The sequence below is a fragment of the Granulibacter bethesdensis genome (assembly GCF_001889525.1).
Taxonomy (GTDB): Bacteria; Pseudomonadota; Alphaproteobacteria; order Acetobacterales; family Acetobacteraceae; genus Granulibacter; species Granulibacter bethesdensis_C.
In genome coordinates this window covers 2,653,656-2,680,067 of record NZ_CP018192.1, presented here as the reverse complement: position 1 = coordinate 2,680,067, position 26,412 = coordinate 2,653,656, and the positions used below count along the sequence as shown (strand labels likewise).

The following is a 26,412-nucleotide window of genomic DNA, read 5'->3' as shown; positions in this document are numbered from 1 at the left end:
GGACACATGCATGCAACCCGCCCACCCCCCCTCTGGCTACCCCTCTGGCCACCCCTCTGGCCACCCCTCTGGCCCGGCAACGCCCTCTTCTACGCCGCCATCCTCCCATGTGGGGATGCATGGTCTGCCTTTACGGGTCGGCACACGCGCTTCTCCTCTTGCTCTGGTGCAAACCCGGGCATTTCTCGCCCGGCTACGCAGCTTCTGCCCGATCTTGCGGGATATGGAGGTGTTCGAGGAACACCAGATCAACACGACTGGCGACCGTGTGCAGGACCGGCGTCTGGCCGAGATTGGCGGCAAAGGTCTGTTCGCCAAAGAAATCCACGAAGCACTGTCTGACCGGCGGATCGACTTCGCGGTTCACAGCCTGAAGGATCTGGAAACCCAGCTTCCACCCGGCATCGTGCTGGCCTGTACGCTCAAGCGCGAAGACGCACGGGATGCGATTATCCTTCCCCCCGGCTTCACCCCGCCCCCGCCGGGAGATCCGTTCAGCGTGTTGCAACAGGGCGCGCTGGTCGGCACCTCATCGGTGCGGAGACAGGCCCAACTGGCCCATGCCCGCCCTGATCTTCGTTTTGCGACGATCCGTGGCAATGTCCAGACTCGCCTTGCCAAGCTGGCGCGGGGGGAATGCGATGCCAGCCTTCTCGCTCTGGCCGGTCTGCGTCGGCTGGATATGGAGCAGGCGGCAAGCGTGGTGCTGGATACCGAAATCATGGTGCCTGCCGCCTGTCAGGGCATTGTCGGGGTCACGGTGCGGGAAGACGATTACGCTCTGCGCGACCTGCTGGCCGGGATCGAGGATCGGGAGGCTAAAGCAGTCTCCACCGCGGAACGAGCATTGCTCAATCTGCTGGATGGCTCCTGCCGTACGCCGATCGGCGGACATGCGCGGATATTGTCGGGGGGAGTGCTGCATCTGACCGGTCTGGTCGCCGCTGAGGATGGCAGCTTTCTGCTGCGCCGGACGTTGCAGGGTGCGGTTTCGGAAGCGGAGGCGCTGGGTGCTGAACTCGGCCGCAGCCTGCGTGCCGACAGCCCACCCGATATTTTCCTCGATTAACATGGGGCAGAGCGGGGTATGAGCCTTTCGATCTCGTCCCGCATTGAACGGCCTGCCATCCTCGTTACCCGGCCCGAGCCGGGTGCTTCGGCGACGGCGCGACGGCTGGCTGCACTCGGTTTTACGCCTGTGCTGGCCCCTGCGCTGGAGGTCGAAATCCGTGCCGATGCGCTGATTGAGGAGGCACTCCCTGATTTGCAGGCCGTGCTGGTGACCAGCGCCAATGCGATTCCCGCGCTTGATCCATTGCGTACTTTGCCCCTGTTCGCAGTAGGGGATGCGACAGCAAGGGCGGCGCGAGCGGCGGGGCATCAGGATGTGACCAGTGCCGGAAAAGATGCGGACCGTTTGCTGATGCTCGTTCGTGCCCGGCTTGACCCGGCTGGAAAGCCGCTGCTGCTTGCCTCGGGAGAGGGACAGGGCGCGTTTTTGTATCAGGGATTGAGCCAGACCGGGTTCACCGTGCTGCATCGTTTCGTATACTGCGCCCGCCCGGTGCAGGCTCTCCCTGAACAGGCGGAGCATGCACTGCGCATTCTGATGGAAGGGGCTGCCCCCTCTGCGGGAGTGGCCGGATTGAAGGCGGTCCTGTTCTTTTCACCGGAAACAGCACGGAGTTTCGTGCGTCTTCTGGACAGGGCCGGATTGGCTGATGGGACGTCGAGGCTGGTGGCCTGTGTCATCTCCTCCGCGGTTGCCGAGGCCATCACTGTTTTAACCTGGAGGGATATACGTGTCGCAGCACAGCCTACTCAGGACGATCTTCTGGCCCTTCTGCGATGAGTGAACCAGACAAGACCGGGCCGCAGATCGACGGTCCTGTGGACGAGGTGACCCGGACGATGGAACAGCCTTCTTCTCCCTCTTTGGCTTCCACACAGGTGGGGCAGAAGAATGCCGGGCAAAACAGCCTTTCCCGTGCCGCGCTGGTGCTGGCGGGGGGTGCACTCGTTCTTGGTGGGGTGTCGTTATATCTGGGCGTGCAGTCACAGCCGACCGATCCCGTGCTGCTGGCACGGTTGGAGGCGCTTGAAGAAAACGTCACCAGCCGCCATGACACCGAACGGCCTGCCATCAAGAAGATGGAGGAACAGATCGAGGATCTTGACACGACGCTTCACCGGCAGATGCAATCACTTGCGGGCTTTGTACGTGCTCATACAGCTCGTCTCGACACGCTTGAACATCGCCCTGCCGCCCGTGATGAAGCGACCATTACCGCGGTTGAGGCGTTGACGAAGCGCGTGGATGACATCACGGCAGAGCAAAAGCGATTCAGGGATCTTTCCGATTCTGAACGTGATCGGATGCAGGCCGCGCTACACATACTGGAATCTCGTCTCGCAAAACTGGACGCGGAGCAGCAAGGGGCGGTGCAGGCGCTGCAACAGGCGCGTGAGCGCCTGAACGCAATCGCCGGGGAGGCCGGAAAAGTAACAGCGCTGGCCGATCGGGCGGGCAGGCTGGCCCGTCTTCAGGCTGCCTCCTCCGCTCTTGGCCGGGGTGAGAAGCTGGGTGATATTCCAAATGCACCGCCTGCCTTGACCCGCTTTGCACAGGAGGCTCCTCCGACCTTGGCGGCGCTGACCTTGTCTTTCGAGACTGTGGCACAGCATGCTGTGGAAGCATCCCGCCCGGATGTGAGCCATGCTTCTTTTTGGGAAACCGTAAAACAAAAAGCCGAAACTCTGGTAACCATCCGGCGGGGGGATCAGGTTCTGGTGGGTGATCCTGCGGCTGGTGTCATTGCCCGGGCCAGAAAAGCATTGGATGCGGGTGATCTGGCCGGGGCCGTCAGGACACTGGATGCGCTGACGGGGCCGGCGGCGCAGGCTGTCAGTGGCTGGAAAGCACAGGCACAGGCTCTGCTGGATGCGCAGGCTGCGCTGTCCGATATGGCGGCACACGCCTGATGCGCCGGATCATCAAAATTGTTCTCCCCGCAGCGGTGGTTGTTGCCGTCGCGTGGTATGTCGCCGGATTGCCTGGCCATGTCGGCGTGACGGTCGGGGATGATCTGACCATCGACATGTCGGTGCCAGCGGCCATCGTTGCGGTCGTCATTCTGGTTCTGGCCGTGCATCTGTTGCTGCGGGCTGTCGGCGCCATTCTTGGCCTCCCCCGCACGATCCGCCGCTGGCGGCAGGCGCGGACGCGGCAGGCCGGGGATTATGCGGTTTCCCGTGCGTTGGTCTCGCTGGCTGCGGGGGATGCGGGCGGAGCATGGCGCGAGGCAGGCAAGGCTCGTGCCTGTCTCGGCGATACTGCCCAGACCCTGCTGCTGGTGGCCGAGGCGGCGCGTCTCTCCGGCCGGGAGAGTGAGGCCACGCAGGCTTTCCATGCTTTGACCCGGACTGAAGATGCCTCTTTCCTCGGCTATCGCGGCCTGCTGCGGGAGGCGATCACGCGCGAGGACTGGACCAGTGCTGCGGAACTGGCGCGCAAGGCGGAACTGGCCCATCCCGGTGCAGCCTGGCTGCGGACGGAGCGTGTCAATCTGGCGATCCGTGGCGGTCGCTGGATGGATGCGCTGTCTTTGGCGGAAAACGATCAGCAACGGGCGGCTTTTGCCACGGCAGCGGCGCAGGCGGAGCTGGATCAGGCCGAAAAGCTGCGCACGGCCCGGCAGGCGTTTCGTCTGGACCCCAGCCTGACCCAAGCGGCCATTGCCTATGCGACTGCGCTGCGGGCAGCCGGTCGGCAGAGACGTTCCGATGCCGTGCTGGTCAAGGCATGGGCCGCCCATCCGCAACCCGATCTGGCGATGGTGGCCCTGTCCGGTGTGACGGATCCGCTGACACGGGTGCGCACGGTCAAGCGTCTGGTGGCTGGCAATCCCGGTCATCCCGAGTCGCATCTGTTGCTGGCACGGGAAAATCTGGCCGCCGGGCTGACCGGCGAAGCCCGCAGCCATGCCGAACAGGCCAGTCGCCTGATCGACCAAAAACGGGTTTGGCTGCTGCTGGCTGATATCGAGGAAAAGGAACATGGTTCCGGTGCTGCCATGCAGGCCGCGCTGCGTCGCGCCTCGGAGGCCAGTCCTGATCCGGAGTGGCGCTGCCTGCATTGCGGTCATGCCACGCCGCATTGGGTGACTGCCTGTCCGTCCTGTCATACGCCCGGTCAGATACGCTGGACCACGCCGGGGGAAGCAGGAGTGGCCTTACCACCTCTTCCATCCTCGGCAGTGACAGAGCCGCTTCTGGCCCTCCGCTGACATCGATTCTTCTTCCAGTCAGGCTGCCGTTCCAGATTATGGAACGGCAGTTTTGTTATGGACTCCAGGCAGCCGGCCCGTCCCTGCCCGGCAGAAAAATTAATACAATTTAAAATCGTTTAGTTTATTAATCTTAATAATTTTACATCATTTATTGATATAACATTAAGAAATTGTTATTTAAGCAGGGCCGAACAATGGCGAAGCAAATCCGTCTGAACGCGTTCGACATGAATTGTGGGGGGCTGGACCGGGATCGATTTTTCCCAATACGGGCTGGATGACGAGCTGAAACAGATCCGGAATGACGCGATCCATTCGGATGTGGATGCATTCACGGTCGCCGATCCTGGCAAAATCTGGACGATCAGGGAAATTTGCCGAATTCGCGGCGATTGGTGGGACAGGCCAGATCACCATCGGCTCGCCTGAGCGTGTAGCGGACGAATTGCAGGCCTTGATCGACGAGACCGGCATTGACGGCTTCAACCTCGCCTACGCCGTCACACCCGAAACATTCGAGGATTTTGTCGATCTGGTGATCCCTGAACTCCAGCGGCGCGGTGTCTATAAGACCGCCTATGCTGAAGGCAGTCTGCGTAACAAGCTGTTCGGTCAGGGCGACCGGCTGGGTGAAACCCATCCCGCCCATACATTCGGGGCCACATCCCGAACGCTGGCTGCCTGAATGTCATGATGGCATCCCCATCTGACTCTTCAGCCTCTTTTATCCGGGCCTTTCCGTTCCGACATTGCAGCTAGACAAATCGGCAGGAGAGTGTGGATGGAAACGGCAGTCATAGGTGGCGGCTGCTTCTGGTGTGTGGAAGCGGTGCTGAGGGAACTGAACGGGGTTGCCTCACTCCGTCCCGGTTATGCGGGGGGTCATACGGCCAATCCTACTTACAAGGAGGTATGCACCGGTACTACATTTCATGCGGAAGTGGTTGAGGTCACGTTTGATCCGACCGTTCTCTCGTATGATGATTTATTGAGGATTTTTCTGACTATTCACGATCCGACCACACCAAACCGGCAGGGTGCGGATGTAGGAACACAGTATCGCTCCGTCATCATGCCTGCCTCGACAGAGCAGGAGAATGCAGCGCGTGCAGTGCTGGCAGAGGTAGAAGCTGCGCAAATCTGGCCGGCCCCATTATCGACGACGATCGAGCCTTTACGGATTTTCCATCCAGCCGAACCGGAGCACGTGGATTATTTCGCGCGCCATCCCGAGGCGGCTTATTGTCAGGCGGTGATTGCACCCAAAGTGCGCGCTTTTCGAAAGCATGCGGCCGATCACGTCAGGGCCAACATGTCTCCGAACCATGCTTGACGGCTCCGGATGAGGAAGCCTCCATAGGGATGCCTCAATCGTTACAGGAGACGGCTACAATGAGATTATCTGCCCGCAATCAGATTCAGGGCCGCATTGTCGAGGTCAGGCCGGGCGCCACGACCACGCATGTGAAGATTGAAATCGCTGACGGCGTAGTCCTGACGGCCTCGATCACCAACGAAGCATCCGAGGAGCTGGGCCTGAAAATTGGCGATACAGCGACAGCCGTTATCAAGGCGTCGGATGTGATGGTCGGAGTTTGATCGAGGCTCTGAATCGGGTTTCTCCGTATCTGACTGGTCAATTAGTCGATACGGGGGCCGCGCTTCAGATCGCCGTCTGGTGTCAGCCTGATACCGATTTTTGCCAGAGCGGTCAGGAAATAATACGCCCCCTTAAACGCCCGGACCGGACTGCGCGGTAATGTCCCATGAACATTCCCGGCCAGCAGCGACACCAGACCATCCCGCATGCGAAAACGGTTGTTGGGGGACATAAACATGTCACGCAGCACCGGTTTGTTGATGCGATAGACCAGCCAGGACAGCGTCCCGATTGCGTGGCGGATTTTGGCTTCGACTTTTTTCAGCTTTTTTCGGGCGGCAACAGGATTGTCCAGCCAGAGATCAGCGACCTCCGCCCCCATTTCGCCACTGGTCATGGCCAGCAGCACGCCGGAGGAAAAAACCGGGTCCAGAAAGGCGAAGGCATCGCCAATCATCATCCAGCCCGGCCCCGACAGCCGCTCGCAGGAATAGGAGTAATTGCCGGTGGCGGTGACTTTGGAGATCCGTTCAGCCTGCATCATGCGGCTGCTGACACTCGGGCTGGCGGCGATGCGGGCGTCGAGGAAATCTTCCAGCGAGCCTTTGCGTTGTTTGAAAGCCTCCTGCGTGCCGACAAAGCCGACGCTGGTGATGTCGTCAGGAAGGGGGATCATCCAGAACCATCCGCCTTCCACCAGACAAATGGTAATGTAACCGGTGCGGTCGCAGGGGCGTGGCGTTACATGACGGAAATGGGCGTAGAGAGCGGCGGTGTTGTTATGAGGATTCCGCTTTTTGCCACCTATCTTGCTGCCCAGAAACGTATCTCGTCCCGAAGCGTCGATCACATAGCGGGGAGCGAAGTGATGCGCATTCCCGGCTTCGTCCACGGCTTCCACGATGGCGCGGGCCGATCCTTCCGGCACATCTTCGGGAAAACGGATGGTGGTGACACGCATGCCATCGATGACATCCGCCCCCTTGTCACGCGCACGGCGGAACAGGGCGGCATCGAAATCGGCGCGTTTCACTTGCCAGGAATGGGTAAAAGTCTTGTCCAGAGCATCCGCGAAACAGAATTTCGTATCCTGGCCGCCATGACCATCCGAGATGAATTCCGCACCGGGCTTGAACACGCCGAATGTGGCGATATCTTCGGTCAGGCCCAGCCGCTCTATTAATTGAAGGTTGCGTGGCAGCAAACTCTCCCCGATATGAAAGCGCGGATGGCGCTCTTTCTCCAGCAGAACGACATCGCGCCCTTTTTCAGCCAGCAGGTAGGCTGCGGTGCATCCGGCCGGACCAGCGCCGACGATCAGCACATCACAAAACCGTGCGTCACTGGTTGAGCCACCCATTTTCATGGAGATCGATGCGCTGTCCAGCATGAAGAGTTTACCATCTGTCCGTGACTGACCTAATGTATAGATCGTTCAGGATTTTTTGTAACCGGAATGCTTATTTCCTTGCGCCTTTGTAATCAAAAACACGTTCTGTGACCCATTCAACCTCTGTTCCGTTTTCAACTGGTCCGGGCAGGAAGATGCCCGGGGATGAAAGCGTATCGCGCATCGTTATTGTCATTCCCGCCTATCAGGAAGAAAAATCGGTTGGCGACATTGTGATGCGCTGCCGTGCATCTGTGCGGGATGCCCGGGTTCTGGTGGTCGATGATGGCTCCCGCGATACAACAGCACAGCGTGCGGAAGCAGCGGGGGCAGAGGTGCTGCGCTTCCCCGCCAATGCAGGCAAGGGGGCAAGCCTTGCGGCCGGTTTGGCGGCGGCCTGCGCCATGGAGGCTGCCCGGATCGTGACACTCGATGCGGATGGCCAGCACAGGCCGGAGGATCTGCCGCGTCTGATCCAGGTTTCCGAACGCTATCCGGCCCTGATCGTCATCGGCTCCCGCCGTCGTGACCATGCGCCTGGACCATGGATTCGCCGTGCTGCCAACCGTGTGGCGGATGCTGTCGTTTCATGGGCATCCGGCTGGCCGATCGAGGATACACAGAGCGGGATGCGGGTTTATCCGGCCCTGCTGCTGCCACACCTGCTGGACCGGATTACGTCGGGCGGGTTTGCCTATGAAAGCGAGTTGCTGATTGAGGCTGGCCGGCAGGGGATTCGGACTGTCTCGGTCGATATTCCCCGTATCCATGGCCCTGCCCTGCATCGGCCCAGCCATTTCAGGCCGCTGAGAGATGTCGGACGTATCGGCGCCATGACATGGGGCCGCCTGTGGCGCACCGGATTTTGCCCTGTTGGTCTGGCCCGGCTGTTCCTCACCCGGCCCCAACGCAGTTGAGCTCCTATATCGCCCGTTGACGCGATAACGCCTCTGAGAGAAAGAACGCGGTATGAAGCGCATATTCTCCGGCATCCAGCCTTCCGGCATCCCGACCCTTGGCAATTATCTGGGCGCTCTGCGCAACTGGGTGACGCTGCAGGATACGCATGAATGCCTTTACTGCGTGGTCGACATGCATGCGATCACCGTGGCGCAGGACCCGGAAAAGCTGCGTCAGTCTACGCGGGAAATGGCGGCATCGGTGATTGCCTGTGGCGTGGACCCGGCCCGTAACATTCTGTTCGTGCAGAGTTCCGTCAGCGCCCATGCAAGGCTGGCCTGGATTTTCAACTGCGTGGCCCGGCTGGGCTGGCTGAACCGCATGACGCAGTTCAAGGACAAGGCCGGCAAGGACCGTGAGAATGCGTCTGCCGGGCTGTATGTGTATCCCAATCTGATGGCGGCGGATATTCTGGCCTACCATGCCACACTGGTTCCGGTGGGCGATGACCAGCGCCAGCATCTGGAACTGACCAACGACATTGCCGAGAAATTCAATCACGATTTTGGCGTGGCATTTTTCCCGCATGTTGAACCGTTGATTCAGGGGCCGGCAGCGCGGGTGATGAGCCTGCGGGATGGTTTACGGAAAATGTCCAAATCCGATCCATCTGATCAGAGTCGCATTAATCTTTCGGATGATGCCGATACCATCGCCATGAAAATCCGTCGGGCGAAAACCGATCCCGAGCCGCTGCCTGAGGATATCGCCGGGCTGGAAGGGCGTCCGGAAGCCCGCAATCTGGTGGGTATTTATGCGGCGTTGACCAACAGTGACACCGCAACCGTGCTGAGCGTGCATGGCGGAAAAGGCTTCGGCCCCTATAAGGAGGCCCTGACCGAGCTACTGGTGCAGGAGCTTTCCCCCATTGCCGCGGAAACGAGGCGGTTGCTGGCAGATGAGGCAGAACTGGACCGGCTGCTGCATGACGGTGGCCGTCGGGCTGAAGCCATCGCTGAACCCATTGTCGCCGAGGCGGAAAAACTGGTTGGTTTTCTGCGGGTCTGACTCTCTTTTTTCTTTCCTTTGACATACTTCCCCACTGTGGCCGGAGCCACGGCACGGGGATTGCTTGCCTTCCTGGTGACCATTGGTACGGCACAAGTGCGTGACAGATGCGTTTGTCTCTGTATCGTAGTGGTGCCGCAGGAGCCGGCTCGCGACCGCCGGATTCTGAACGGTCTGTTCAAACCAGGGAGCGAGTATGGACGCCGCCAACACGCCTTACACCGCACAGGTTGCCGAACTGCACCGTGCCATCGAAGACAAGATGCGGTACGCGGTGGGGCGCGATCCCCGCCATGCCCGGTTGCACGACTGGTATGCCGCGACCGCCCTCGCTGTGCGCGACCGGATCGTGGATCGCTGGCATGCGACCGCTCGCTCTGCTGATGAGGCCAATGCCAAGCGGGTTTATTATCTGAGCCTCGAATTCCTGATCGGGCGGTTGCTGACGGACAGTCTCACCAATCTGAACCTGATGTCGGCGGCGAAGGAAGCCCTCGCCCTGCATGGCGTCTCCTTTGATCAGATCAAGGATCTGGAGCCGGATGCGGCGCTGGGCAATGGCGGTCTGGGCCGTCTGGCGGCCTGCTTTATGGAAAGTATGGCCACGGTCGGGCTGGCGGGGCTCGGCTATGGCATCCGCTATGATCACGGCCTGTTCAGGCAGGTGATCCGCGACGGCTATCAGGTCGAGATGCCGGAAGACTGGCTGGTCTTCGGCAATCCGTGGGAATTCGAGCGCCCCGAAATTGCCTATGATATCGGCTTCGGGGGCCGCGTGCTGCCGCAGGATCAGCCGGATGGCTCCTCCCGTCTGGTCTGGATGCCGGCGGAGCGGGTGCGTGCCGTGGCGTATGATACGCCGGTGGTGGGTTGGCAGGGTACGCACATCAATACGCTGCGCCTGTGGCGCGCTCGTTCGGTGGAGCCGATGCGGCTGGACGCCTTCAATCGCGGTCACCATGCCGATGCTTTTGCCGCCCAGCTGAATGCCACCAATATCAGCCGCGTGCTCTATCCCGATGACAGCAGCGAGGCTGGCCGGGAATTGCGGCTGAAGCAGGAGTTTTTCTTTACCTCCGCTTCCCTGCAGGATCTGGTCAGGCGTCACATGGCGCAGCAGGGATCGGTGGAGAGGCTGCCGGATACGGCTTCCATCCAGCTGAACGATACCCATCCGGCGGTGGCAGTGGCGGAGCTGGTGCGTCTGCTGGTGGATGAGTACGGCTTGACGCTGGAACGCGCTTTTTCCATCGCGCGCGGAACGCTAGGGTATACCAACCACACTCTGTTGCCGGAGGCGCTGGAAAGCTGGCCGGTGACGCTGTTCGAACGTCTTCTGCCGCGCCATATGCAGATTATCTATGAGATCAACGCGCTGCATCTGGATACGGCAACGCCTCGCCCGGTCAGTTCTCCTGAGCTGCGGCGCTCCATCTCTCTGATCGATGAGAGCAACGGGCGTCAGGTGCGCATGGGTCATCTTGCTTTTGTCGGATCGAAGAAAGTCAATGGCGTCTCGGCGCTGCATGGCGATTTGATGAAGACCACGGTGTTCCGTGATTTTCACAGGCTGTTCCCCGATCGGATCACCGCCATCACCAACGGCATCACCTTCCGTCGGTGGCTGGTGGAGTGCAATCCCGGCCTGACCGCGCTGATCAACGACTCGATTGGTAATCGCTGGGTCGCGGATGCGGAAGAACTGTCGGAATTGGCGCGGTTTGTCGATGATACCCCCTTCATGGACCGCTACAGCGCTGTAAAGCGTGAAAACAAGCAGCGGCTGGCGGCCCTGGTGCAGGACCGGATGGGCATCCGGCTTGATCCCGATGCGCTGTTCGATGTGCAGATCAAGCGTATCCACGAATACAAGCGGCAATTGCTCAATCTGATCGAGACGGTGGCGCTGTATGACAAGATGCGCGCCGAGCCGGGTCGTAACTGGACGCCGCGGGTCAAGATATTCGCGGGCAAGGCGGCAGCCAGCTATCACCGTGCCAAGCTGATCATCAAGCTGGCCAATGATATCGCCCGTGTCGTCAACAATGACCCGGTGGTGCGTGACCGGCTGCGGGTGGTGTTCCTGCCCAATTATAATGTCAGCTTGGCCGAGGTCATCATTCCGGCGGCCGATCTCTCGGAGCAGATTTCGACGGCGGGGCTGGAGGCATCCGGCACTGGCAACATGAAAATGGCTTTGAACGGTGCACTGACCATCGGCACGCTGGATGGCGCGAATATCGAAATTCACGATCACGTCGGGGACGACAATATCCTGATCTTCGGGCTGCGGGCTGATGAGGTGGCGGATATCAAGGCGTCTGGATACGATGCCCGTGCCAAAGTCGCTGCCTGCCCCAGCCTGGCGCAGGCGATCGAGGCGATCCGGTCCGGTGTATTTTCCCCGGATGATCCGTCACGCTATGCAGGGCTGATTGATCATCTGCTGAACGATGACGTGTTTCTCGTGACCGCTGATTTCGAAAGCTATGAGGAAACGCACAAGCGGGGAGCAGCCCTGTATCGCACGCCGCTGGAATGGCGGCGTAAGGCGCTGCTCAACACGGCGGCGATGGGCTGGTTTTCTTCTGATCGAACCATCCGGGAATATGCGCGGGATATCTGGCACGCCGCCCCGCATCCTTCTCCGTGAGTCGATTCATAGTGTGATCAGAAAAACTGAAAGGGGCGGGCAAACCTGCCCCTTTCTTTTCATATCGTGATGTTTCCACAGGATACCTCGATAGATATGAAATACCCCACGCCGCTGGTATGTGCGTGGGGTTTGCGCCAGACGCTTTACCAAAGCCTGCCACGCCAGATCGCCGACAGCGTCGGTCTCCTTCGTTGATGGCAGCATAACAACCTCCGTGGAGATCCCCGCCAGCGGCTCAGCCGAAGCGGCTGCCGGGATGAGAGAGAGAAGGCCGATGGCTGCCAGAATGCGCATGGTCGAAATTGCATCCATGTCAGCGTGATGGCACGAGAGCGTCAGTCGGCAACGCAGCTGGATCGATTCGGTCTTGTCAGGCGGGTTTCAAGGGCTGTTGACGGCTATCTCAACAGTGCCGTGTAGCGTTTCTTTCACCCCATGGACGTGAGTTTGTACTTTTTTTGTTCTGATTTTTGAAAATAACAGTTCTGTTTTTGTTCTTTGTCTGCTAGAACACCTCTGTCAGCCAGTATGGAAAAGGATGACACGGTCATGCGGATGTTTCTCACGTCCTCTCGGGTTGTGCAGACCCGGAGCCTGGCTCTTTTTCCGGTCCTGCTGACGGTCGGAACAGCTGCGTTGGTCGGTGGCAGCTATGGTCCGGTCAGGTCTGCCGCCACGGTTGTGTCGGATCATCAGGCAGGTGGGTTTGCCCCTTTCCCATCTGCCTCGCGGTCTGAACGCCCCCCTGCCGTGGCGGCAGATTTTTCTTCTCCGCCCTCGCGTCCGGTGGAATTGCTGGCCCCGGCTGAGATCGTTCCCTATCGGTATGGCCGGTTCTGTCATCCGCTGGATCAGACCTGCCATGTGAAATGGCGGACCTGATCCTTAGCGGCGGCGGATTTTCGCCAGCGTATCCCTGATCTGGAACGCCCCCAGCATCTGGCCGCTGATCACATAGGCGCCCCCGCCAATGGCCATCAACAAAGCCAGAGCCACCCAGCGTGCGCCGTGAATGTCAGGCAGCGTATCGAACAAAAGCGGTCTGAACACGGCCAGCACGGCTCCCATCGCCAGTGCCGCCAGACCCATTCGGGACAAGGAGCGGCGTAATGCGGCGTCTGCTGAGAAATGACCCCGTCTGCCCAGCATTCCACCCAGCACCAGCACATTCACATAGGCCGCGATGCTGGAGGCCAGAGGGGGGCCCATATGATGCAGCCGATCCATCAGCAGCAGATTAAGGCCCAGATTCAGGGCGATGATGAAAACGCTGATCTTCACCGGGGTGGCGGTATCGCCGCGCGCAAAAAAACCGTTGGTGATGATGCGTACGGCCACGAAGGCTGGCAACCCGATTGCATACGCTGCCAGAGATTGTGACGACAGATAGGTGGCTTCGGCTGTAAAGGCTCCGCGCTCATACAGCACGGCCATGATTGGTTGGGCGATGACTACCAGCGCGACGGCGGCAGGCAGGATCAGCGTCATCGCATATTCCAGCGCCCGGTTCATGGCGTGGTTCGCGCCTTGCTCATCCCCCGCATGGACCAGCCGGGATAATACGGGCAGGGAGGCTGTGCTGGTGGCCAGACCCACGACACCAAGCGGTAGCTGATTAACACGGTCGGCATAGCCCAGCAGCGCCACCGATCCGGCGGGCAGCAGAGTGGTGATGACCACATCGATCAGGAAATTGATCTGGGTGACTCCGGCCCCGATCAGCCCCGGTCCCATGCGGCGCAGCAGAATACGCATGCGCGGGGTCAGGCGCGGGCGCGGCAGATGCAGCGCCATGCCGGCCCTCTTTGCCGCCCACAGCATCAGCGAGAGTTGCAGCACGCCGGAGACCGTCACCCCCCATGCCAGCGCATGCCCTACCCCCGGCATGAACGGCGTGGCCCAGAGCATGAACACGATGGAGACCACGTTGAACAGCACATAGCTTGCGCTGGCGGCTGTGAAGCGGTTCAGCCCGTTCAGCACCCCGCCGACCAGCGCGCACAGGCAGATCAGCGGCAGATAGGGAAAAGTGATGCGGCTGAGCGTAACGGTCAGGGCGAATTTGGAAGGATCATCGACAAAGCCGTTGGCCAGCACCGTCATCATCCACGGCATACAGATTTCGCCGAGAATGGTCAGGGAGACCAGCCAGAACGTCATGACGGCCATCGCCTCGCTGGCGAAGCGCTGGGCGGCGTCGTGACCTTCCGTTTGCAGCAGACCGGAAAAAGAAGGGACGAAGGCGGCGTTGAAGGCCCCTTCCCCGAACAGCCGTCGGAACAGATTTGGGACCTTATTGGCGATGATGAAGGCTTCCGCGACTGGCCCTGTGCCGACCAGTGCCGCGATCAGCATTTCCCGCAGCAGGCCCAGAATACGGCTGGCCATGGTCCATCCGCCGACGGTCAGAATTCCTTTCAGCATCGGCGCAGTCGCTTTCAGCGCATGCCCAGCACATCCATCATTGAATACAGTCCGGGTGGCCTACCCTGCACCCATAAGGCTGCCTGTACCGCACCGCGCGCGAAAGCACGACGGTCGAAGGCGCGGTGGGTCAGGGCAATATGCTCGTCATCAGCCGCAAACAGCAGGGTGTGTTCGCCGACGACCTGGCCGCCCCGCAGGGCCGCAAAGCCGATGGCGCCCGGTTGGCGCGGGCCGACATGCCCATGCCGACCGCTCTCAATCACTTCCTCCAGCGCCACGCCGCGACCGGCGGCTACCGCGCGACCCAGACCAATGGCCGTGCCGGAGGGGGAGTCGATCTTGCGACGATGGTGCATTTCCACGATTTCCGCATCATAGCGGTTACCGGGCAGCGCAGCGGCCATTTTTTCGGCCAGTGCCAGCACCAGATTGACCCCCGGCGCAAAATTAGGCGCATACACCACTGGGATGAGGGTAGCGACGTCCTCGACGTCCTTTTCGTCAGCAGGGGAAAGGCCGGACGTGCCGAGAATCCACGCCGTCCCCGTCTTGCTCAGTGCTCTGGCATGCGCCTGCACAGTGGAGGCGGAGGTAAAATCAATCACCGCGTCGGAGGCGTCAGCCAGTGCGCTGATGTCGACAAAGGCATGAACGCCGGCTGGTGCCGGGCTGTTTGATCCGGGTCGGAGTGTTCCGCCGGAGACCGTACCCTGTGCAGCCGCTTCCTCGACCAGCAGGCTGCCCATCCGACCGGCCATGCCGGCAATTCCAATGCGTATGCTGCGATCTGTGCTCATGCTCCTGTGGTGGCACAGACTGCACGGAATGACGAGAGGGGACAAAAGCGCACAGGCTATGATGGGCCGTATTTGCCCGGATGAGCGTGCTTTGCTTCAAACAGCCCCGAACAGGCGATGAAGGCGGGATGCGGTGATGAAAACCGGCGTGGTCGTGGGCTTACAGGCTGAGGCAAGACTCCTGTGCGGATTCGGTATTGCCGCGGTCGGTGGAGGGGAGCCCGAGGGCGCGGAACAGGCTGCTGTTCATCTGGCTGAAAGCGGTGTGGATCGGCTGGTAAGTTTCGGCCTGGCGGGTGGCCTCGATCCGGCCATTCTGCCGGGCGCATTGCTAATACCTGCGGAGTTGATTGAGGAGGGGAAGGTTTACAGGACCGATCCGTTATGGCCGGGGGGTATGACTCTCCAGCGTATGGTCGCGACCCGGCAGATCGTGGTCAGTCGGAAGGACAAGGCCGCGCTGTTTCATCAAACCGGGGCAGGGGCAGTCGATCTGGAAAGCGGGGCGGTAGCCCGCGTGGCGGCCCGGTATGGCATCCCGTTTTCGATTGTCCGGGCAGTGTGTGATCCGGCGGACAGGGATTTACCGCCTGCGGCGTTGCTGGCGCTGGATCAGGCCGGAGCGATCGGCGTGTTCAGGGTTGCGGGATCAATTCTGCGTCAGCCTTCCCAGATAGGTTCCCTGATGGCGCTGGCACGGGATGCTGCGGTGGCCCGGCGGACCCTGCGTCGTTTTCAGTGGCCGAAACAGGGTTGAAAAAGAAAATCCCCGACCGTTTACACGATCGGGGAAGAAATCAGTTCAGTCTCCAGCCTCGGCGGCCACATGGCGAACCACTGTCTTGGGGGGTTTGGAGGCCCCAGCCTGCTCGGCGCGGATTTTTTCCAGCGCGGTTTCAACGTGCCGGCTGAAAACATACTGGGCTGGACGCTGGTTGGTCAGCGGAATGTCAGGAGCCATGTCGCCGGTGGCCCTGATACCGGTCAAAGCGACCTTGGCAGCTTTCCATGGCTTGCTGACGGCCTCGGCCACGGCGGTAGCTTCGTATCCGGAATGCACCATGCAATCGGCGCATTTTTCGTAATTGCCGGTACCGTAGGCATCCCAGTCGGTTTCCTCCATCAACTCCTTGAAGGATTTGGCATAGCCTTCACCGAGCAGATAGCAGGGGCGCTGCCAGCCGAAATAGGTGCGCGTCGGGTTACCCCAGGGGGTGCATTTAAAAGTCTGGTTTCCGGCCAGAAAATCCAGGAACAGGGAGGATTGATTGAACTCCCACTTCTTTTTTGTCTTGTCCGCGCGTGCAAAAATCCCACGGAACAGGTCTTTCGTACGACGACGGTTCAGGAAGTGCTGCTGATCCGGCGCACGTTCATACGCATAGCCGGGGGAGACGCTGATCCCGTCCACGCCGATTTCCATGACATCGTCGAAGAAACGCGCCATGCGCTCCGGATCGGCTGTGTCGAACAGGGTGGAGTTGATGATGGTGCGGAATCCGGCTTGCTTCACGCGGCGGATAGCTTCCACCGCGCGTTCATAAACACCATCCTGACAGACCGATTTGTCGTGATCTTCCCGGTCGCCATCCAGATGGACGGACCAGGAGAACCATTTGCTCGGCTTGAAAAGATGCATCTTCTTTTCGAGCAGCAAGGCATTGGTGCAGACGATCACGAATTTCTTGCGGGCAATGATGCCCTCGACCACCTGATCCAGTTCCTTATGGAGCAGTGGCTCCCCACCGGCGATCACCACCACCGGCGCGCCGCATTCATCGACGGCTTCGAGGCACTCTGCCACGGACAGGCGCTGGTTGAGGATTTCCGCCGGGTAATCGATCTTGCCGCAACCCGCGCAGGCCAGATTGCAACGGAACAGTGGTTCCAGCATCAGGACCAGCGGATAGCGTTTCCGCCCCAGCAGATGTTGCTTCATCACATAGGCGCCTACGCGGATCGCCTGGTGCAGCGGCACAGCCATACGGACTTCCTCAGCCTTTGGTCAAAACTGCGGTCGGATGACCGGTCGCGGACCGGGCATCAAGGATAAGCCAATCATACGGTCCGGGTAAATCTGACCGATTGGCCATGGATGCTCTGGAACACGATATGACGGAACGATAAATGATAGCCTCATCATGCTGTATGCCCCGGCAGTTCAGGCCGGGCATGGAACCGGTTTCGCTACACCATCCCGACCGCATGGGTCCAGACTGGAAATGCGCGGCAACACGGTGTGTAAAGCAGGGGCGGGCTGTTCTGTTCAGGATTAGGAAAGTTTTTGTCGGGGCATGACCGCCTGTCAGTGCCGTGTTTGAAAGCCAAATCATTCAGTTCACAAGCAGTAAATCATTCCATTCCTGGATTGAGAGTCTTCTATTAAAATCAGGACAGGTTATCAGCACAGTGTTGCTCATAAAGCACGCTTCTTGATGGATTCGGACATTGTGGCCGGGCTGGCTGCGGGTTTGGGGTTGCCGCAGACGGTTCCACATGAAACATGCAATCAAAGAGTTGCCGGATTTGGATAGAGGGGAATGCGAACTGCGCGAGTGGTCTATGGTCATGCCTGCCGCTGCCACCGCTCAGCTCGGACAGGGTCCAGCCCGTGAGGGAGTTCGGGCCGTTGGGTCTTCCGGGGGGAAGAATCGACGGGAGGTCCGGGTGGTGTTCAAGAATTGAAGCGGCCACACGCCGCAGGATGAAAAGTTCGCATGACTGAAACAACCCCTGTCCGTTGCCATGAGACTCCGACGCTGGACCGAGTTCGTTACCCGTCTGATTTACGGAACATGTCATCGGATCAGCTGCGCGCGGTTGCGGATGAGCTTCGTGCGGAGACGGTAGACGCTGTCTCGGTGACGGGCGGGCATCTTGGCGCGGCGCTTGGTGTGATTGAGCTGACGGTTGCGATCCATGCGGTGTTTGATACTCCGTCTGACCGTCTGATCTGGGATGTTGGTCATCAGGCTTATCCTCACAAGATCCTGACGGGCCGTCGCGATCGCATCCGGACCTTGCGGATGGGAGGCGGCCTGTCCGGCTTCACGAAGCGTTCGGAGAGCGAATACGATCCGTTTGGCGCGGGCCACAGCTCGACCTCGATCTCGGCTGGTCTTGGCATGGCGGTGGCGCGGGATCTGCGTCGCGCGGCGGGCGAGGTTGGGGCGGGACCTGAGCATGTGATCGCGGTGATCGGCGACGGGGCGATGAGCGCCGGGATGGTGTATGAGGCGATGAACAACGCCGGCAGCCTGAAGTCGCGCCTGGTGGTGATCCTGAACGACAATGACATGTCGATCGCGCCTCCTGTGGGGGCGATGTCGGCGTATCTGTCTCGTCTGTTGTCCTCGCGGAGCTTCCTGAACCTGCGCGATCTGGCGGGGAAGATGGCGCGCCATTTCCCGCGTGGGATCGAGCGGACGGCGCGCCGTGCGGAGGAATATGCGCGCGGCATCCTGACGGGCGGCACGCTGTTCGAGGAGCTGGGCTTCTATTACGTGGGCCCGATTGACGGTCATAATCTGGACCATCTTCTGCCGGTTCTGCGCAATGTGCGGGATGCGGAGGAGACGGGTCCGATCCTGGTGCATGCGATCACGCGGAAGGGTCATGGCTATGCGCCGGCGGAGGCGTCTGCGGACAAATATCATGCGGTGAGCCGGTTCAACGTTGTGACGGGCGAGCAGATCAAGCCCGCGCCTGTTCCTGGGGCAAAGCCCGCGGCGCCGACCTACACGAAAGTCTTTGCGGAGGCGCTGATTGCGGCGGCGGAGGATAATCCCCGCGTTGTTGCGATCAATGCGGCGATGCCGTCCGGCACGGGTCTGGACGCGTTTGAGAAGCGGTTCCCGGATCGTTGCTTTGATGTGGGGATCGCGGAGCAGCATGCGGTGACATTTGCGGCTGGTCTGGCGGTGGAGGGGATGGTTCCGTTCTGCGCACTGTATTCGACCTTTCTTCAGCGCGGTTATGACCAGCTGGTGCATGACGTTGCGATCCAGCACCTTCCGGTGCGCTTTGCGATTGACCGTGCTGGGCTGGTGGGGGCCGATGGGGCGACGCATGCCGGCAGTTTCGACATGGCGTATCTGGGCTGTCTGCCCGGGATGATGATTATGTCTCCGTCTGATGAGGCGGAGCTTGTGCATGCTGTGGCGACGGTTGCGGCCTATGATGCGGGGCCGAGTGCGGTGCGTTATCCGCGTGGCGAAGGCGTAGGCGTTGCGCTGCCGCGTGATGAGAAAGGTCGCCTGCGCGGGGATATCCTGCCGATCGGTCGAGGCCGCCTCGTGCGGGAGGGTCGGAGCGGGATCGCGATCCTGAGCATTGGCACCCGGTTGCAGGATGCTCTGCTGGCTGCGGATGATCTTGGCGCGCATGGGCTGACGGTGACGGTGGCGGATGGCCGCTTCGTGAAGCCGCTGGACACGGCGCTGGTGGAGCGTCTGGCGCGGGAGAACGATGTTCTGGTGATTGTTGAGGAAGGCTCGATCGGCGGCTATGCCAGCCACGTTATGCAGCATCTGGCGCAGGCTGGCCTGCTGGATGCGCGCGATGGCCATGCGCTGAAACTCCGTTCCATGATCCTGCCCGATCGCTATATCGACCATGATACCCAGCCAAACCAGATCAGACAGGCTGGACTTGACCATCATGCAATTCGAGATACCGTCCTGAAACTGCTGGAGCAGCCAATGACCCGGAAGGTGCCGTCACGATGAAAACAATCATCCGCGCGTCTCTGTTACAGGGGCTGGTGTTGTGGGCACCCGTTGCCGGGCTTTCCTTCACGACAGGCCTGGTTCCCGTTGCGGCCCAGGCCCAGACAGTAGCGGCCCAGACGGCAGGTCCGTCCGCCCAGATCGAGCGGCTCAATCAGGCGCTGCTCGGTATTATGAAACAGGGCAGTGCGGTTCCTTTTCCTCAGCGTTACCAGACCTTGGCTCCAGTCGTGCAGCAGGTTCTGGACCTGCCGCTGCTACTGAAAAATTCCGTGGGTCTGAAATGGAACAGCCTGACGCCGGAGCAGCAATCCCAGCTGCTGGATGTTTTCACGCGCTTTACCGTGGCGCGCTACGTTTCCGAATTCTCGAGCTTTGATGGCCAGTCTTTCCAGGTCTCGCCTAACACGGTGGCATCCGGCAGCGATCAGGTTGTACAGAGCCAGATCGTGAGTGACGGCACCGCCAATCGCATTGACTATCTGATGCGCAATGATGGAGGGCAGTGGAAAGTTGTCGATGTTCTGCTGGATGGCTCGATCAGCCAGGTGGCCGTGACACGCTCCGATTTCCGGACATTGCTGGCCGCCGGACCGGATAATCTGCTGGACAAGCTTCGTCAGAAAATATCGGACCTCTCCGGCGGCACGATGTGATGAAGCGTGTCCTGGTGTGTTCCTCAAGATTTTAATCCGGTTTTTTGAGTGATGCTTTTTTTCGCTGATACGACCATGGCTTTGGCCGGGATCGGGATGGTGCAGACCGTTCTCGGCCTTGGGGCTGTGTGGAAATTTGCCAGGCATGCAAGGCAGCCTCTGCCCCCCCGGCAGGACTGGCCCGCCGTCACCATCATGAAACCATTGCATGGTGAGGAGCCGCTGCTCGAACAGGCGCTGGAAAGCTTCTGTCAGCAGGATTATCCGTATTATCAGCTGGTTTTCGGTGTGCAGAGCGCGAATGATCCCGCCCGTCATGTTGTGCGTCGTTTGCAGGGACGGTTTCCCCATCTGGATATCGTGATGGTGGTTGACCCCACCCCGCATGGCGAAAACCGGAAAATTGCTAATCTCATCAATATGTATCCAAGCGCCCGGCATGATGTGCTGGTGATTGCGGATAGCGATGTCCATGTCACGCGGGATTATCTCCGACGTCTGGTTATTGCGCTGGAGCAGCCTCAAATCGGGTTGGTAACCACTCTGTATTCCGGTGTGTCGCCGCAATCCGGCCTGATCGGTACTCTGGGCATGGCGGGTATTTCCCATCAATTCCTGCCCGGTGCGCTGGTTGCACGCCTGCTGGGCCGTCAGGATTGCCTGGGAGCCACCATGGCGCTGCGGCGGGAAACGCTGGAAAATCTGGGCGGTCTGGCAGTGCTTTCGCATCATATTGCCGATGATGCGGTGCTGGGCCATTTAATGGTGGGGCAGGGGCTGCGCGTGGGTCTGGCAGATACCGTTCCCGCCACCACCGTGCCGGAGACCACGATTCGTGCCCTGTTCGATCATGAGCTGCGCTGGCAACGCACCATTCAATCCGTGGCTCCGGTCGGGTTCATTCTTTCCATGCTTCAGTTCCCGTTATTCTGGGCCATGCTGGGGGTGGCGCTGTCCGGTCTGGCGGGTTGGGCGCTGGCGGTATTTTTTGCTTTCTGGATGGTGCGTTTTCTGGTCAGCCGCGGGATCGACCGTCTGTTGAAGCTTGCCCCGGCGACCTCTCTTCTGCTGCTGCCTGTGCGGGAGCTGTTGTCGATGGCCACCATTCTCGCCACTTTCCGCAAAGGGGATGTCAAATGGCGCGGGCAGGTGGTGCAGGTGACGCGGATGACCTATCGCTCATCTCCGGCCATGCAGCAGGCGACGCTGGCGGGTCAGCCCCTCCTGAAGGGCTGAGGTCGATTGCAGTGCGGGCATACGTATCCGCGCCACAATGACGTAAGACAATGACTGCGTAAGATTGCGTAAGCGGAGCCGGGCCTGTCGGCGCCGACTCATGGAGAGGTACCGACGCTCATGATGAAGACCCTGTTTTTGCACCCGCCTTCCTTCGATGGATTTGATGGCGGAGCCGGCTCCCGTTATCAGGCGCGGCGCGAGATCCGTTCCTTCTGGTATCCGACATGGCTGGCCCAGCCTGCCGCGATGGTGCCGGGCAGCAAGCTGATTGACGCTCCGCCAGCCGGGATCACGCTGGAGACGGTGACGGCGCAGATCAAGGATTATGAGCTGTGTGTGATGCACACTTCCTCCCCTTCCTTTGCCTCCGACGTGAAGGTGGCGCAGGCCCTGAAAGACGCGAATCCATCCCTCAAGATCGGTTTCGTCGGCGCGAAGGTGGCGGTGCAGCCGGAAGAAAGCCTGAAAAGCGGCGGTCCCGTTGACTGGGTGGCGCGCAACGAATTCGACTTCACCGTCAAGGAAGTGGCGGAGGGCCGTGATCTGGCCACCATTGCCGGCCTGTCCTGGCGCAATGCGAATGGTGAGATCATCCATAACCCGGATCGTGAAATCCTGGAGGATATGGATCAGCTTCCCTTCGTGACCGAGGTCTATAAGCGTGATCTGAAGATCGAGGATTACTTCATCGGCTATCTGAAGCATCCCTATCTGAGCCTGTATACCGGGCGTGGCTGTAAATCCCGCTGCACCTTCTGCCTCTGGCCGCAGACGGTTGGTGGCCATCGCTACCGGGTGCGCAGCCCGCAGCATGTGGCTGAGGAAATCGCGCTGGCGAAGAAATACTTCCCGCAGGTGAAGGAATTCTTCTTCGACGACGACACCTTCACCGACGATCTGCCGCGCGCTGAGGCCATCGCACGTGAAATGGGCAAGCTGGGTGTCACATGGTCCTGCAATGCCAAGGCCAATGTGCCGCGCGAAACCCTGAAGATTTTGAAGGATAACGGCCTGCGCCTGTTGCTGGTTGGTTATGAGAGCGGCAACCAGCAGATCCTGCACAACATCAAGAAGGGTCTGCGGATCGAGGTGGCGAAGAAATTCTCCAAGGATTGCCACGATCTCGGCATCAAGATTCATGGTACCTTCATCCTCGGCCTGCCGGGTGAGACGAAGGAAACCATTCAGGAGACGATCGACTATGCGAAGGAAGTGAACCCGCATACCTTGCAGGTGAGCCTTGCTGCGCCGTATCCGGGCACGTTCCTGTATAATCAGGCGGTTGAGAATGGCTGGCTGGATGCCGAGCATGCGGAACTGATCGACGAGCATGGCATCCAGATGGCGCCGCTGCATTACGACCATCTCAGCCATACCGAGATGTTCCAGAGCGTCGAGGAATTCTACCGGAAATTCTATTTCCGCGCGCCGAAGATCGCCTCCATCGTCGGCGAGATGATCACCAGCCCGCAGATGATGAAGCGTCGCCTGCGCGAGGGTGTGGAGTTCTTCCAGTTCCTCAAGGAACGCAAGACCCAGCGTAACGCTGCCTGATCGATCCGCACGGTTAAAACAAGGGTAACGGGACAGGGCCAGAGTTCATTCTCTGGCCCTGTCGCTTATGAAGGATAGGACGGGTGATGAGACGAATCATCGTCTCCGCTGATGATTTCGGCCTGACCTCGACGGTGAATGAGGCGGTGCGGGATGCCCACCGCAACGGAATCCTGTCGACATGCAGCCTGATGGTGGCGGCTCCGGCGGCGGCAGAGGCCGTGGCCATGGCACAGGCGACGCCCTCCCTGCGGGTCGGTCTGCATCTGGTGCTGGTAGAAGGGGATGCGGTGCTGCCGCATGCCCGGATTCCGGCATTGGTTGATCAGCAGGGGCGTTTCGGCTCCGATCAGGTGCGGCGGGGCTTCACCTATTTCTTTTCCCCCTCGGCGAGGCGGCAACTGGCGGAGGAGATCGACGCCCAGTTCGCGGCTTTTCGCGCCACCGGGCTGACGCTGGATCACGCCAATGCGCACAAGCACATGCATCTGCATCCGACGGTGGGGAAGTTGCTGTGCGAAATCGGCCGGGATTATGGTCTGCGTGCGATCCGCATCCCTGCCGAGCCGCCTGCCATCATGGCGGCCTGCGGGGAAAAGACGGGCCTGAGTGATACGCTGTTATATCGCTGGACCGGTATGCTGCGGGCGCAGGCGCGCAAAGCGGGTCTTTCGGTCAACGATCACGTGTTCGGCCTGCGCTGGAGCGGGCATATGACATCCGACAAGCTGTTGCGGCTGAGCAGGCATTTGCCGTCCGGTGTCACCGAAATCTACACGCATCCGGCATCCCGGCCCGATGCGACCCTGCGGGCGCTGATGCCGGAATACGACCAGACCGGTGAATACGCAGCCCTGACTGATCCACAGGTAAGGGACGCATTCACGGGTAGGCAGGTGCAGTTCATAGGCTGGAATGATCTGTGACAGATCGCTGACATTATGCTGTCAGCCGGTTCCGGCCCTTCCGGCAGGCCATCGCGCCTTGACGATATGACCGGTTTCAGCCACACCCCCCACCATGGCGATCGTAGCGGTTCACGCTCGCGACAAGAGGAAAAAACTCCATGCGCGATAAGGGCGAATATCTTTTCACTTCCGAATCCGTTTCGGAAGGTCATCCCGACAAGGTGGCAGACCGGATCAGTGATACGGTTCTGGATGCTTTCCTGAAGGCTGATCCTTACGCCCGTGTGGCCTGTGAAACGCTGGTAACCACCAACCGTGTCGTTCTCGCGGGTGAAACACGCGGCCCTGCTTCGGTGACGCCGGAACTGCTCGAAAACCTCACCCGTGAGGCGATCAAGGACATTGGTTACGATCAGGAAGGCTTTTCCTGGAAGAATGCCGACGTGGCCATTCATCTGCATGCGCAATCCGCCGACATCGCTGTTGGCGTCGATAGCGCGGGCAATAAGGATGAAGGCGCGGGCGATCAGGGCATCATGTTCGGCTATGCCTGCCGCGAGACTCCGGCCCTGATGCCGGCCCCGATCTATTATTCTCATGAAATTCTGCGTCGTCTGACGGAGCTGCGTAAAAGCGGTTCCGCCGAAGGCAAGCTGCTGGAGCCGGATGCGAAGAGCCAGGTCACCCTGCGTTATGTGGATGGCCGCCCGGTCGGCGCGACCAGCGTGGTTGTGTCCACCCAGCATGGCGAATCCGCGTCTCAGGATGAGCTGCGCCATATCGTGACCGGTGTGATCGGTCAGGTTCTGCCGGATGGCTGGATGCCGCCGGAGCAGGAAATCTATGTCAACCCGACCGGCAAGTTCGTCATTGGCGGTCCGGATGGTGATGCGGGTCTGACGGGCCGCAAGATCATCGTCGACACCTATGGTGGTGCGGCCCCGCATGGCGGCGGAGCCTTCAGCGGCAAGGATCCTACCAAGGTTGACCGTTCCGCTGCCTATGTCGCCCGCTATCTGGCCAAGAACGTGGTCGCGGCCGAGCTGGCGGACCAGGTGACCCTGCAGATCAGCTACGCGATCGGTGTGTCGCATCCGCTGTCTGTCTATGTCGATCTGCATGGCACGGGCCATGATGTGGACGAAGTGAAGCTGGAAAAGACCTTGCGTGAGCTGGTGAACCTGTCCCCGCGTGGTATTCGCGAGCATCTGCGTCTGAACCGTCCGATTTATGTGCCGACCTCCGCATACGGCCATTTTGGCCGTACCCCGGATATGGCACTGGATAACTTTACCTGGGAGCAGACGGATATTGCGGCAGCCCTCCGCTCCGCCTTCAACCGCTGAGACCAGACGCTTCCGACTGACCGGATGATATGAAAGGTCAGGGAGCAATCCCTGACCTTTTCATTTGATCTCGATCATCTGCTTCTGTCTGATTTGAATCGATGCCTGACATGACGATGAAATCCCAACCCGACCGACTGTATGGCCGTCAGCGTGGCCATGCGCTCCGGCCTCGTCAGCAGCGTCTGCTGGACCTGACCTTGCCGCGCCTGCGCTATGCCGGACCGTCCTCCCTTCGGGGTGTTGCTCCACTCTGGCTGGAAATCGGGTTTGGGGGCGGTGAGCATGCCGTGGCCCAGATCGAGGCGCATCCGGATGTGACTCTGATCGCCTGCGAAGTATTCGAAAACGGTCTGTGTTCCCTGCTGTCACGCCTTCTGCCAGAGCCGCTGGATGAGGAAACTGCGCCGCTTCCAGGTCATTTACGGGTCTGGGATGATGATGCGCGTCCCCTGTTGCGCGATCTGCCGGATCAGGTGTTGGACCGGGTTTTTCTGATGTTTCCCGACCCATGGCCGAAGGCGCGACACGCGAAACGGCGCTTTGTGCATCCTGAAAACGCCGCTACGCTGGCGCGGGTGATGAAGCCGGGAGCGGAATGGCGGATTGCCTCTGATGATCCTACCTACCAGGCCTGGGTGCCGGAGGTCATGGAGCGTCAGACCGCTTTCGAGCTGCTCGGTGTGAGCGATGAAAGGCCGGAAGGCTGGCCGCCGACGCGTTATGAGGCCAAGGCGATCAGAGCGGGCCGTCAGCCGCTTTATTGGCGCTATGTGCGGCGCTGACGCCACCATTCGTTGCCAATTGCGTACAGCACGGTCGCAATCGGGAACCTGACACGCTTTACTGCGCATT

The 26,412-nt window shown here is 60.2% G+C and carries 24 protein-coding genes; 19 read left to right on the top strand and 5 right to left on the bottom strand.

Going from position 1 to position 26,412, the window contains the following annotated elements:
• The first annotated feature begins 10 nt into the window (after nt 1-10).
• From hemC to GbCGDNIH6_RS12050, 7 genes are all read left to right on the top strand, one after another.
• Complete coding sequence (gene hemC / locus GbCGDNIH6_RS12080; RefSeq protein ID WP_072564168.1) at nt 11-1,069, top strand: hydroxymethylbilane synthase; 1,059 nt, start codon at nt 11-13, stop codon at nt 1,067-1,069.
• Nucleotides 1,070-1,087: 18 nt separating this feature from the next.
• Nucleotides 1,088-1,852, top strand: coding sequence for a uroporphyrinogen-III synthase (locus GbCGDNIH6_RS12075; RefSeq protein WP_072564167.1), 765 nt, complete (start codon nt 1,088-1,090; stop codon nt 1,850-1,852).
• Nucleotides 1,849-2,982, top strand: coding sequence for a COG4223 family protein (locus GbCGDNIH6_RS12070; protein ID WP_072564166.1), 1,134 nt, complete (start codon nt 1,849-1,851; stop codon nt 2,980-2,982). Before GbCGDNIH6_RS12075 ends, GbCGDNIH6_RS12070 begins: the two co-directional genes overlap by 4 nt.
• Nucleotides 2,982-4,286 carry a heme biosynthesis HemY N-terminal domain-containing protein gene (locus tag GbCGDNIH6_RS12065; RefSeq protein WP_072564165.1) on the top strand — a complete coding sequence of 435 codons (1,305 nt, stop codon included), beginning with the start codon at nt 2,982-2,984 and terminating at the stop codon, nt 4,284-4,286. Before GbCGDNIH6_RS12070 ends, GbCGDNIH6_RS12065 begins: the two co-directional genes overlap by 1 nt.
• A 304-nt stretch (nt 4,287-4,590) precedes the next feature.
• On the top strand, nt 4,591-4,974 hold the full coding sequence (locus tag GbCGDNIH6_RS12060) for a hypothetical protein (RefSeq protein ID WP_198355771.1): 384 nt from the start codon (nt 4,591-4,593) through the stop codon (nt 4,972-4,974).
• Between the two features lie 96 nt (nt 4,975-5,070).
• Nucleotides 5,071-5,622, top strand: coding sequence for a peptide-methionine (S)-S-oxide reductase MsrA (gene msrA / locus GbCGDNIH6_RS12055; protein WP_072564163.1), 552 nt, complete (start codon nt 5,071-5,073; stop codon nt 5,620-5,622).
• Nucleotides 5,623-5,681: 59 nt separating this feature from the next.
• On the top strand, nt 5,682-5,888 hold the full coding sequence (locus GbCGDNIH6_RS12050; RefSeq protein WP_025319322.1) for a TOBE domain-containing protein: 207 nt from the start codon (nt 5,682-5,684) through the stop codon (nt 5,886-5,888).
• A gap of 41 nt (nt 5,889-5,929) precedes the next feature.
• Here GbCGDNIH6_RS12050 and GbCGDNIH6_RS12045 read toward each other — a convergent pair whose 3' ends face one another.
• Nucleotides 5,930-7,279, bottom strand: a complete 1,350-nt coding sequence (locus GbCGDNIH6_RS12045; protein WP_081370134.1) for an NAD(P)/FAD-dependent oxidoreductase — start codon at nt 7,277-7,279, stop codon at nt 5,930-5,932.
• Between the two features lie 155 nt (nt 7,280-7,434).
• Here GbCGDNIH6_RS12045 and GbCGDNIH6_RS12040 point away from each other — a divergent pair, with 155 nt between their 5' ends.
• From GbCGDNIH6_RS12040 to GbCGDNIH6_RS12030, 3 genes are all read left to right on the top strand, one after another.
• Nucleotides 7,435-8,196: a glycosyltransferase family 2 protein gene (locus GbCGDNIH6_RS12040; protein ID WP_072564162.1), complete on the top strand. Its 762-nt coding sequence runs from the start codon at nt 7,435-7,437 to the stop codon at nt 8,194-8,196.
• A 52-nt stretch (nt 8,197-8,248) separates the two neighbouring features.
• On the top strand, nt 8,249-9,247 hold the full coding sequence (trpS, locus tag GbCGDNIH6_RS12035; protein ID WP_072564161.1) for a tryptophan--tRNA ligase: 999 nt from the start codon (nt 8,249-8,251) through the stop codon (nt 9,245-9,247).
• Between the two features lie 196 nt (nt 9,248-9,443).
• Nucleotides 9,444-11,900: a glycogen/starch/alpha-glucan phosphorylase gene (locus GbCGDNIH6_RS12030; RefSeq protein WP_072564160.1), complete on the top strand. Its 2,457-nt coding sequence runs from the start codon at nt 9,444-9,446 to the stop codon at nt 11,898-11,900.
• A 6-nt stretch (nt 11,901-11,906) separates the two neighbouring features.
• Here GbCGDNIH6_RS12030 and GbCGDNIH6_RS12025 read toward each other — a convergent pair whose 3' ends face one another.
• On the bottom strand, nt 11,907-12,197 hold the full coding sequence (locus GbCGDNIH6_RS12025; protein WP_157692440.1) for a hypothetical protein: 291 nt from the start codon (nt 12,195-12,197) through the stop codon (nt 11,907-11,909).
• Between the two features lie 255 nt (nt 12,198-12,452).
• Between GbCGDNIH6_RS12025 and GbCGDNIH6_RS12020 the strand changes: the two genes are divergently transcribed.
• Nucleotides 12,453-12,785 (top strand): hypothetical protein, encoded by a 333-nt coding sequence (locus tag GbCGDNIH6_RS12020; protein WP_157692439.1) that lies wholly within the window; start codon nt 12,453-12,455, stop codon nt 12,783-12,785.
• A gap of 3 nt (nt 12,786-12,788) precedes the next feature.
• Here GbCGDNIH6_RS12020 and murJ read toward each other — a convergent pair whose 3' ends face one another.
• Nucleotides 12,789-14,327: a murein biosynthesis integral membrane protein MurJ gene (gene murJ / locus GbCGDNIH6_RS12015; protein ID WP_072564157.1), complete on the bottom strand. Its 1,539-nt coding sequence runs from the start codon at nt 14,325-14,327 to the stop codon at nt 12,789-12,791.
• Between the two features lie 14 nt (nt 14,328-14,341).
• On the bottom strand, nt 14,342-15,127 hold the full coding sequence (dapB, locus tag GbCGDNIH6_RS12010) for a 4-hydroxy-tetrahydrodipicolinate reductase (RefSeq protein ID WP_198355770.1): 786 nt from the start codon (nt 15,125-15,127) through the stop codon (nt 14,342-14,344).
• Nucleotides 15,128-15,263: 136 nt separating this feature from the next.
• Between dapB and GbCGDNIH6_RS12005 the strand changes: the two genes are divergently transcribed.
• Nucleotides 15,264-15,884: a phosphorylase family protein gene (locus GbCGDNIH6_RS12005; RefSeq protein ID WP_072564156.1), complete on the top strand. Its 621-nt coding sequence runs from the start codon at nt 15,264-15,266 to the stop codon at nt 15,882-15,884.
• A gap of 45 nt (nt 15,885-15,929) precedes the next feature.
• On the opposite strand, the gene hpnH is transcribed toward GbCGDNIH6_RS12005, so the two are convergent.
• Complete coding sequence (hpnH, locus tag GbCGDNIH6_RS12000; protein WP_072564155.1) at nt 15,930-17,111, bottom strand: adenosyl-hopene transferase HpnH; 1,182 nt, start codon at nt 17,109-17,111, stop codon at nt 15,930-15,932.
• Nucleotides 17,112-17,844: 733 nt separating this feature from the next.
• On the opposite strand from hpnH, the gene dxs reads away from it, so the two are divergent.
• The 7 genes from dxs (at nt 17,845) to trmB (ending at nt 26,342) form a co-directional block, all read left to right on the top strand.
• Nucleotides 17,845-19,854, top strand: a complete 2,010-nt coding sequence (gene dxs / locus GbCGDNIH6_RS11995) for a 1-deoxy-D-xylulose-5-phosphate synthase (protein WP_072564154.1) — start codon at nt 17,845-17,847, stop codon at nt 19,852-19,854.
• Nucleotides 19,851-20,510, top strand: a complete 660-nt coding sequence (locus GbCGDNIH6_RS11990) for an ABC transporter substrate-binding protein (protein WP_081370133.1) — start codon at nt 19,851-19,853, stop codon at nt 20,508-20,510. The genes dxs and GbCGDNIH6_RS11990 overlap by 4 nt, the downstream gene beginning before the upstream one ends.
• Nucleotides 20,511-20,561: 51 nt before the next feature.
• On the top strand, nt 20,562-21,746 hold the full coding sequence (gene hpnI, locus GbCGDNIH6_RS11985) for a bacteriohopanetetrol glucosamine biosynthesis glycosyltransferase HpnI (RefSeq protein WP_072564153.1): 1,185 nt from the start codon (nt 20,562-20,564) through the stop codon (nt 21,744-21,746).
• Nucleotides 21,747-21,866: 120 nt separating this feature from the next.
• Nucleotides 21,867-23,303 carry a hopanoid biosynthesis associated radical SAM protein HpnJ gene (gene hpnJ, locus GbCGDNIH6_RS11980; protein WP_072564152.1) on the top strand — a complete coding sequence of 479 codons (1,437 nt, stop codon included), beginning with the start codon at nt 21,867-21,869 and terminating at the stop codon, nt 23,301-23,303.
• Nucleotides 23,304-23,389: 86 nt separating this feature from the next.
• Nucleotides 23,390-24,229 (top strand): hopanoid biosynthesis-associated protein HpnK, encoded by an 840-nt coding sequence (gene hpnK, locus GbCGDNIH6_RS11975; RefSeq protein ID WP_072564151.1) that lies wholly within the window; start codon nt 23,390-23,392, stop codon nt 24,227-24,229.
• A 140-nt stretch (nt 24,230-24,369) separates the two neighbouring features.
• Nucleotides 24,370-25,557 (top strand): methionine adenosyltransferase, encoded by a 1,188-nt coding sequence (gene metK / locus GbCGDNIH6_RS11970; protein WP_072564150.1) that lies wholly within the window; start codon nt 24,370-24,372, stop codon nt 25,555-25,557.
• 101 nt (nt 25,558-25,658) lie between these two features.
• Entirely contained in the window at nt 25,659-26,342 is a 684-nt protein-coding gene (gene trmB, locus GbCGDNIH6_RS11965) for a tRNA (guanine(46)-N(7))-methyltransferase TrmB (RefSeq protein ID WP_072564149.1), read from the top strand.
• Nucleotides 26,343-26,412 lie beyond the last annotated feature (70 nt).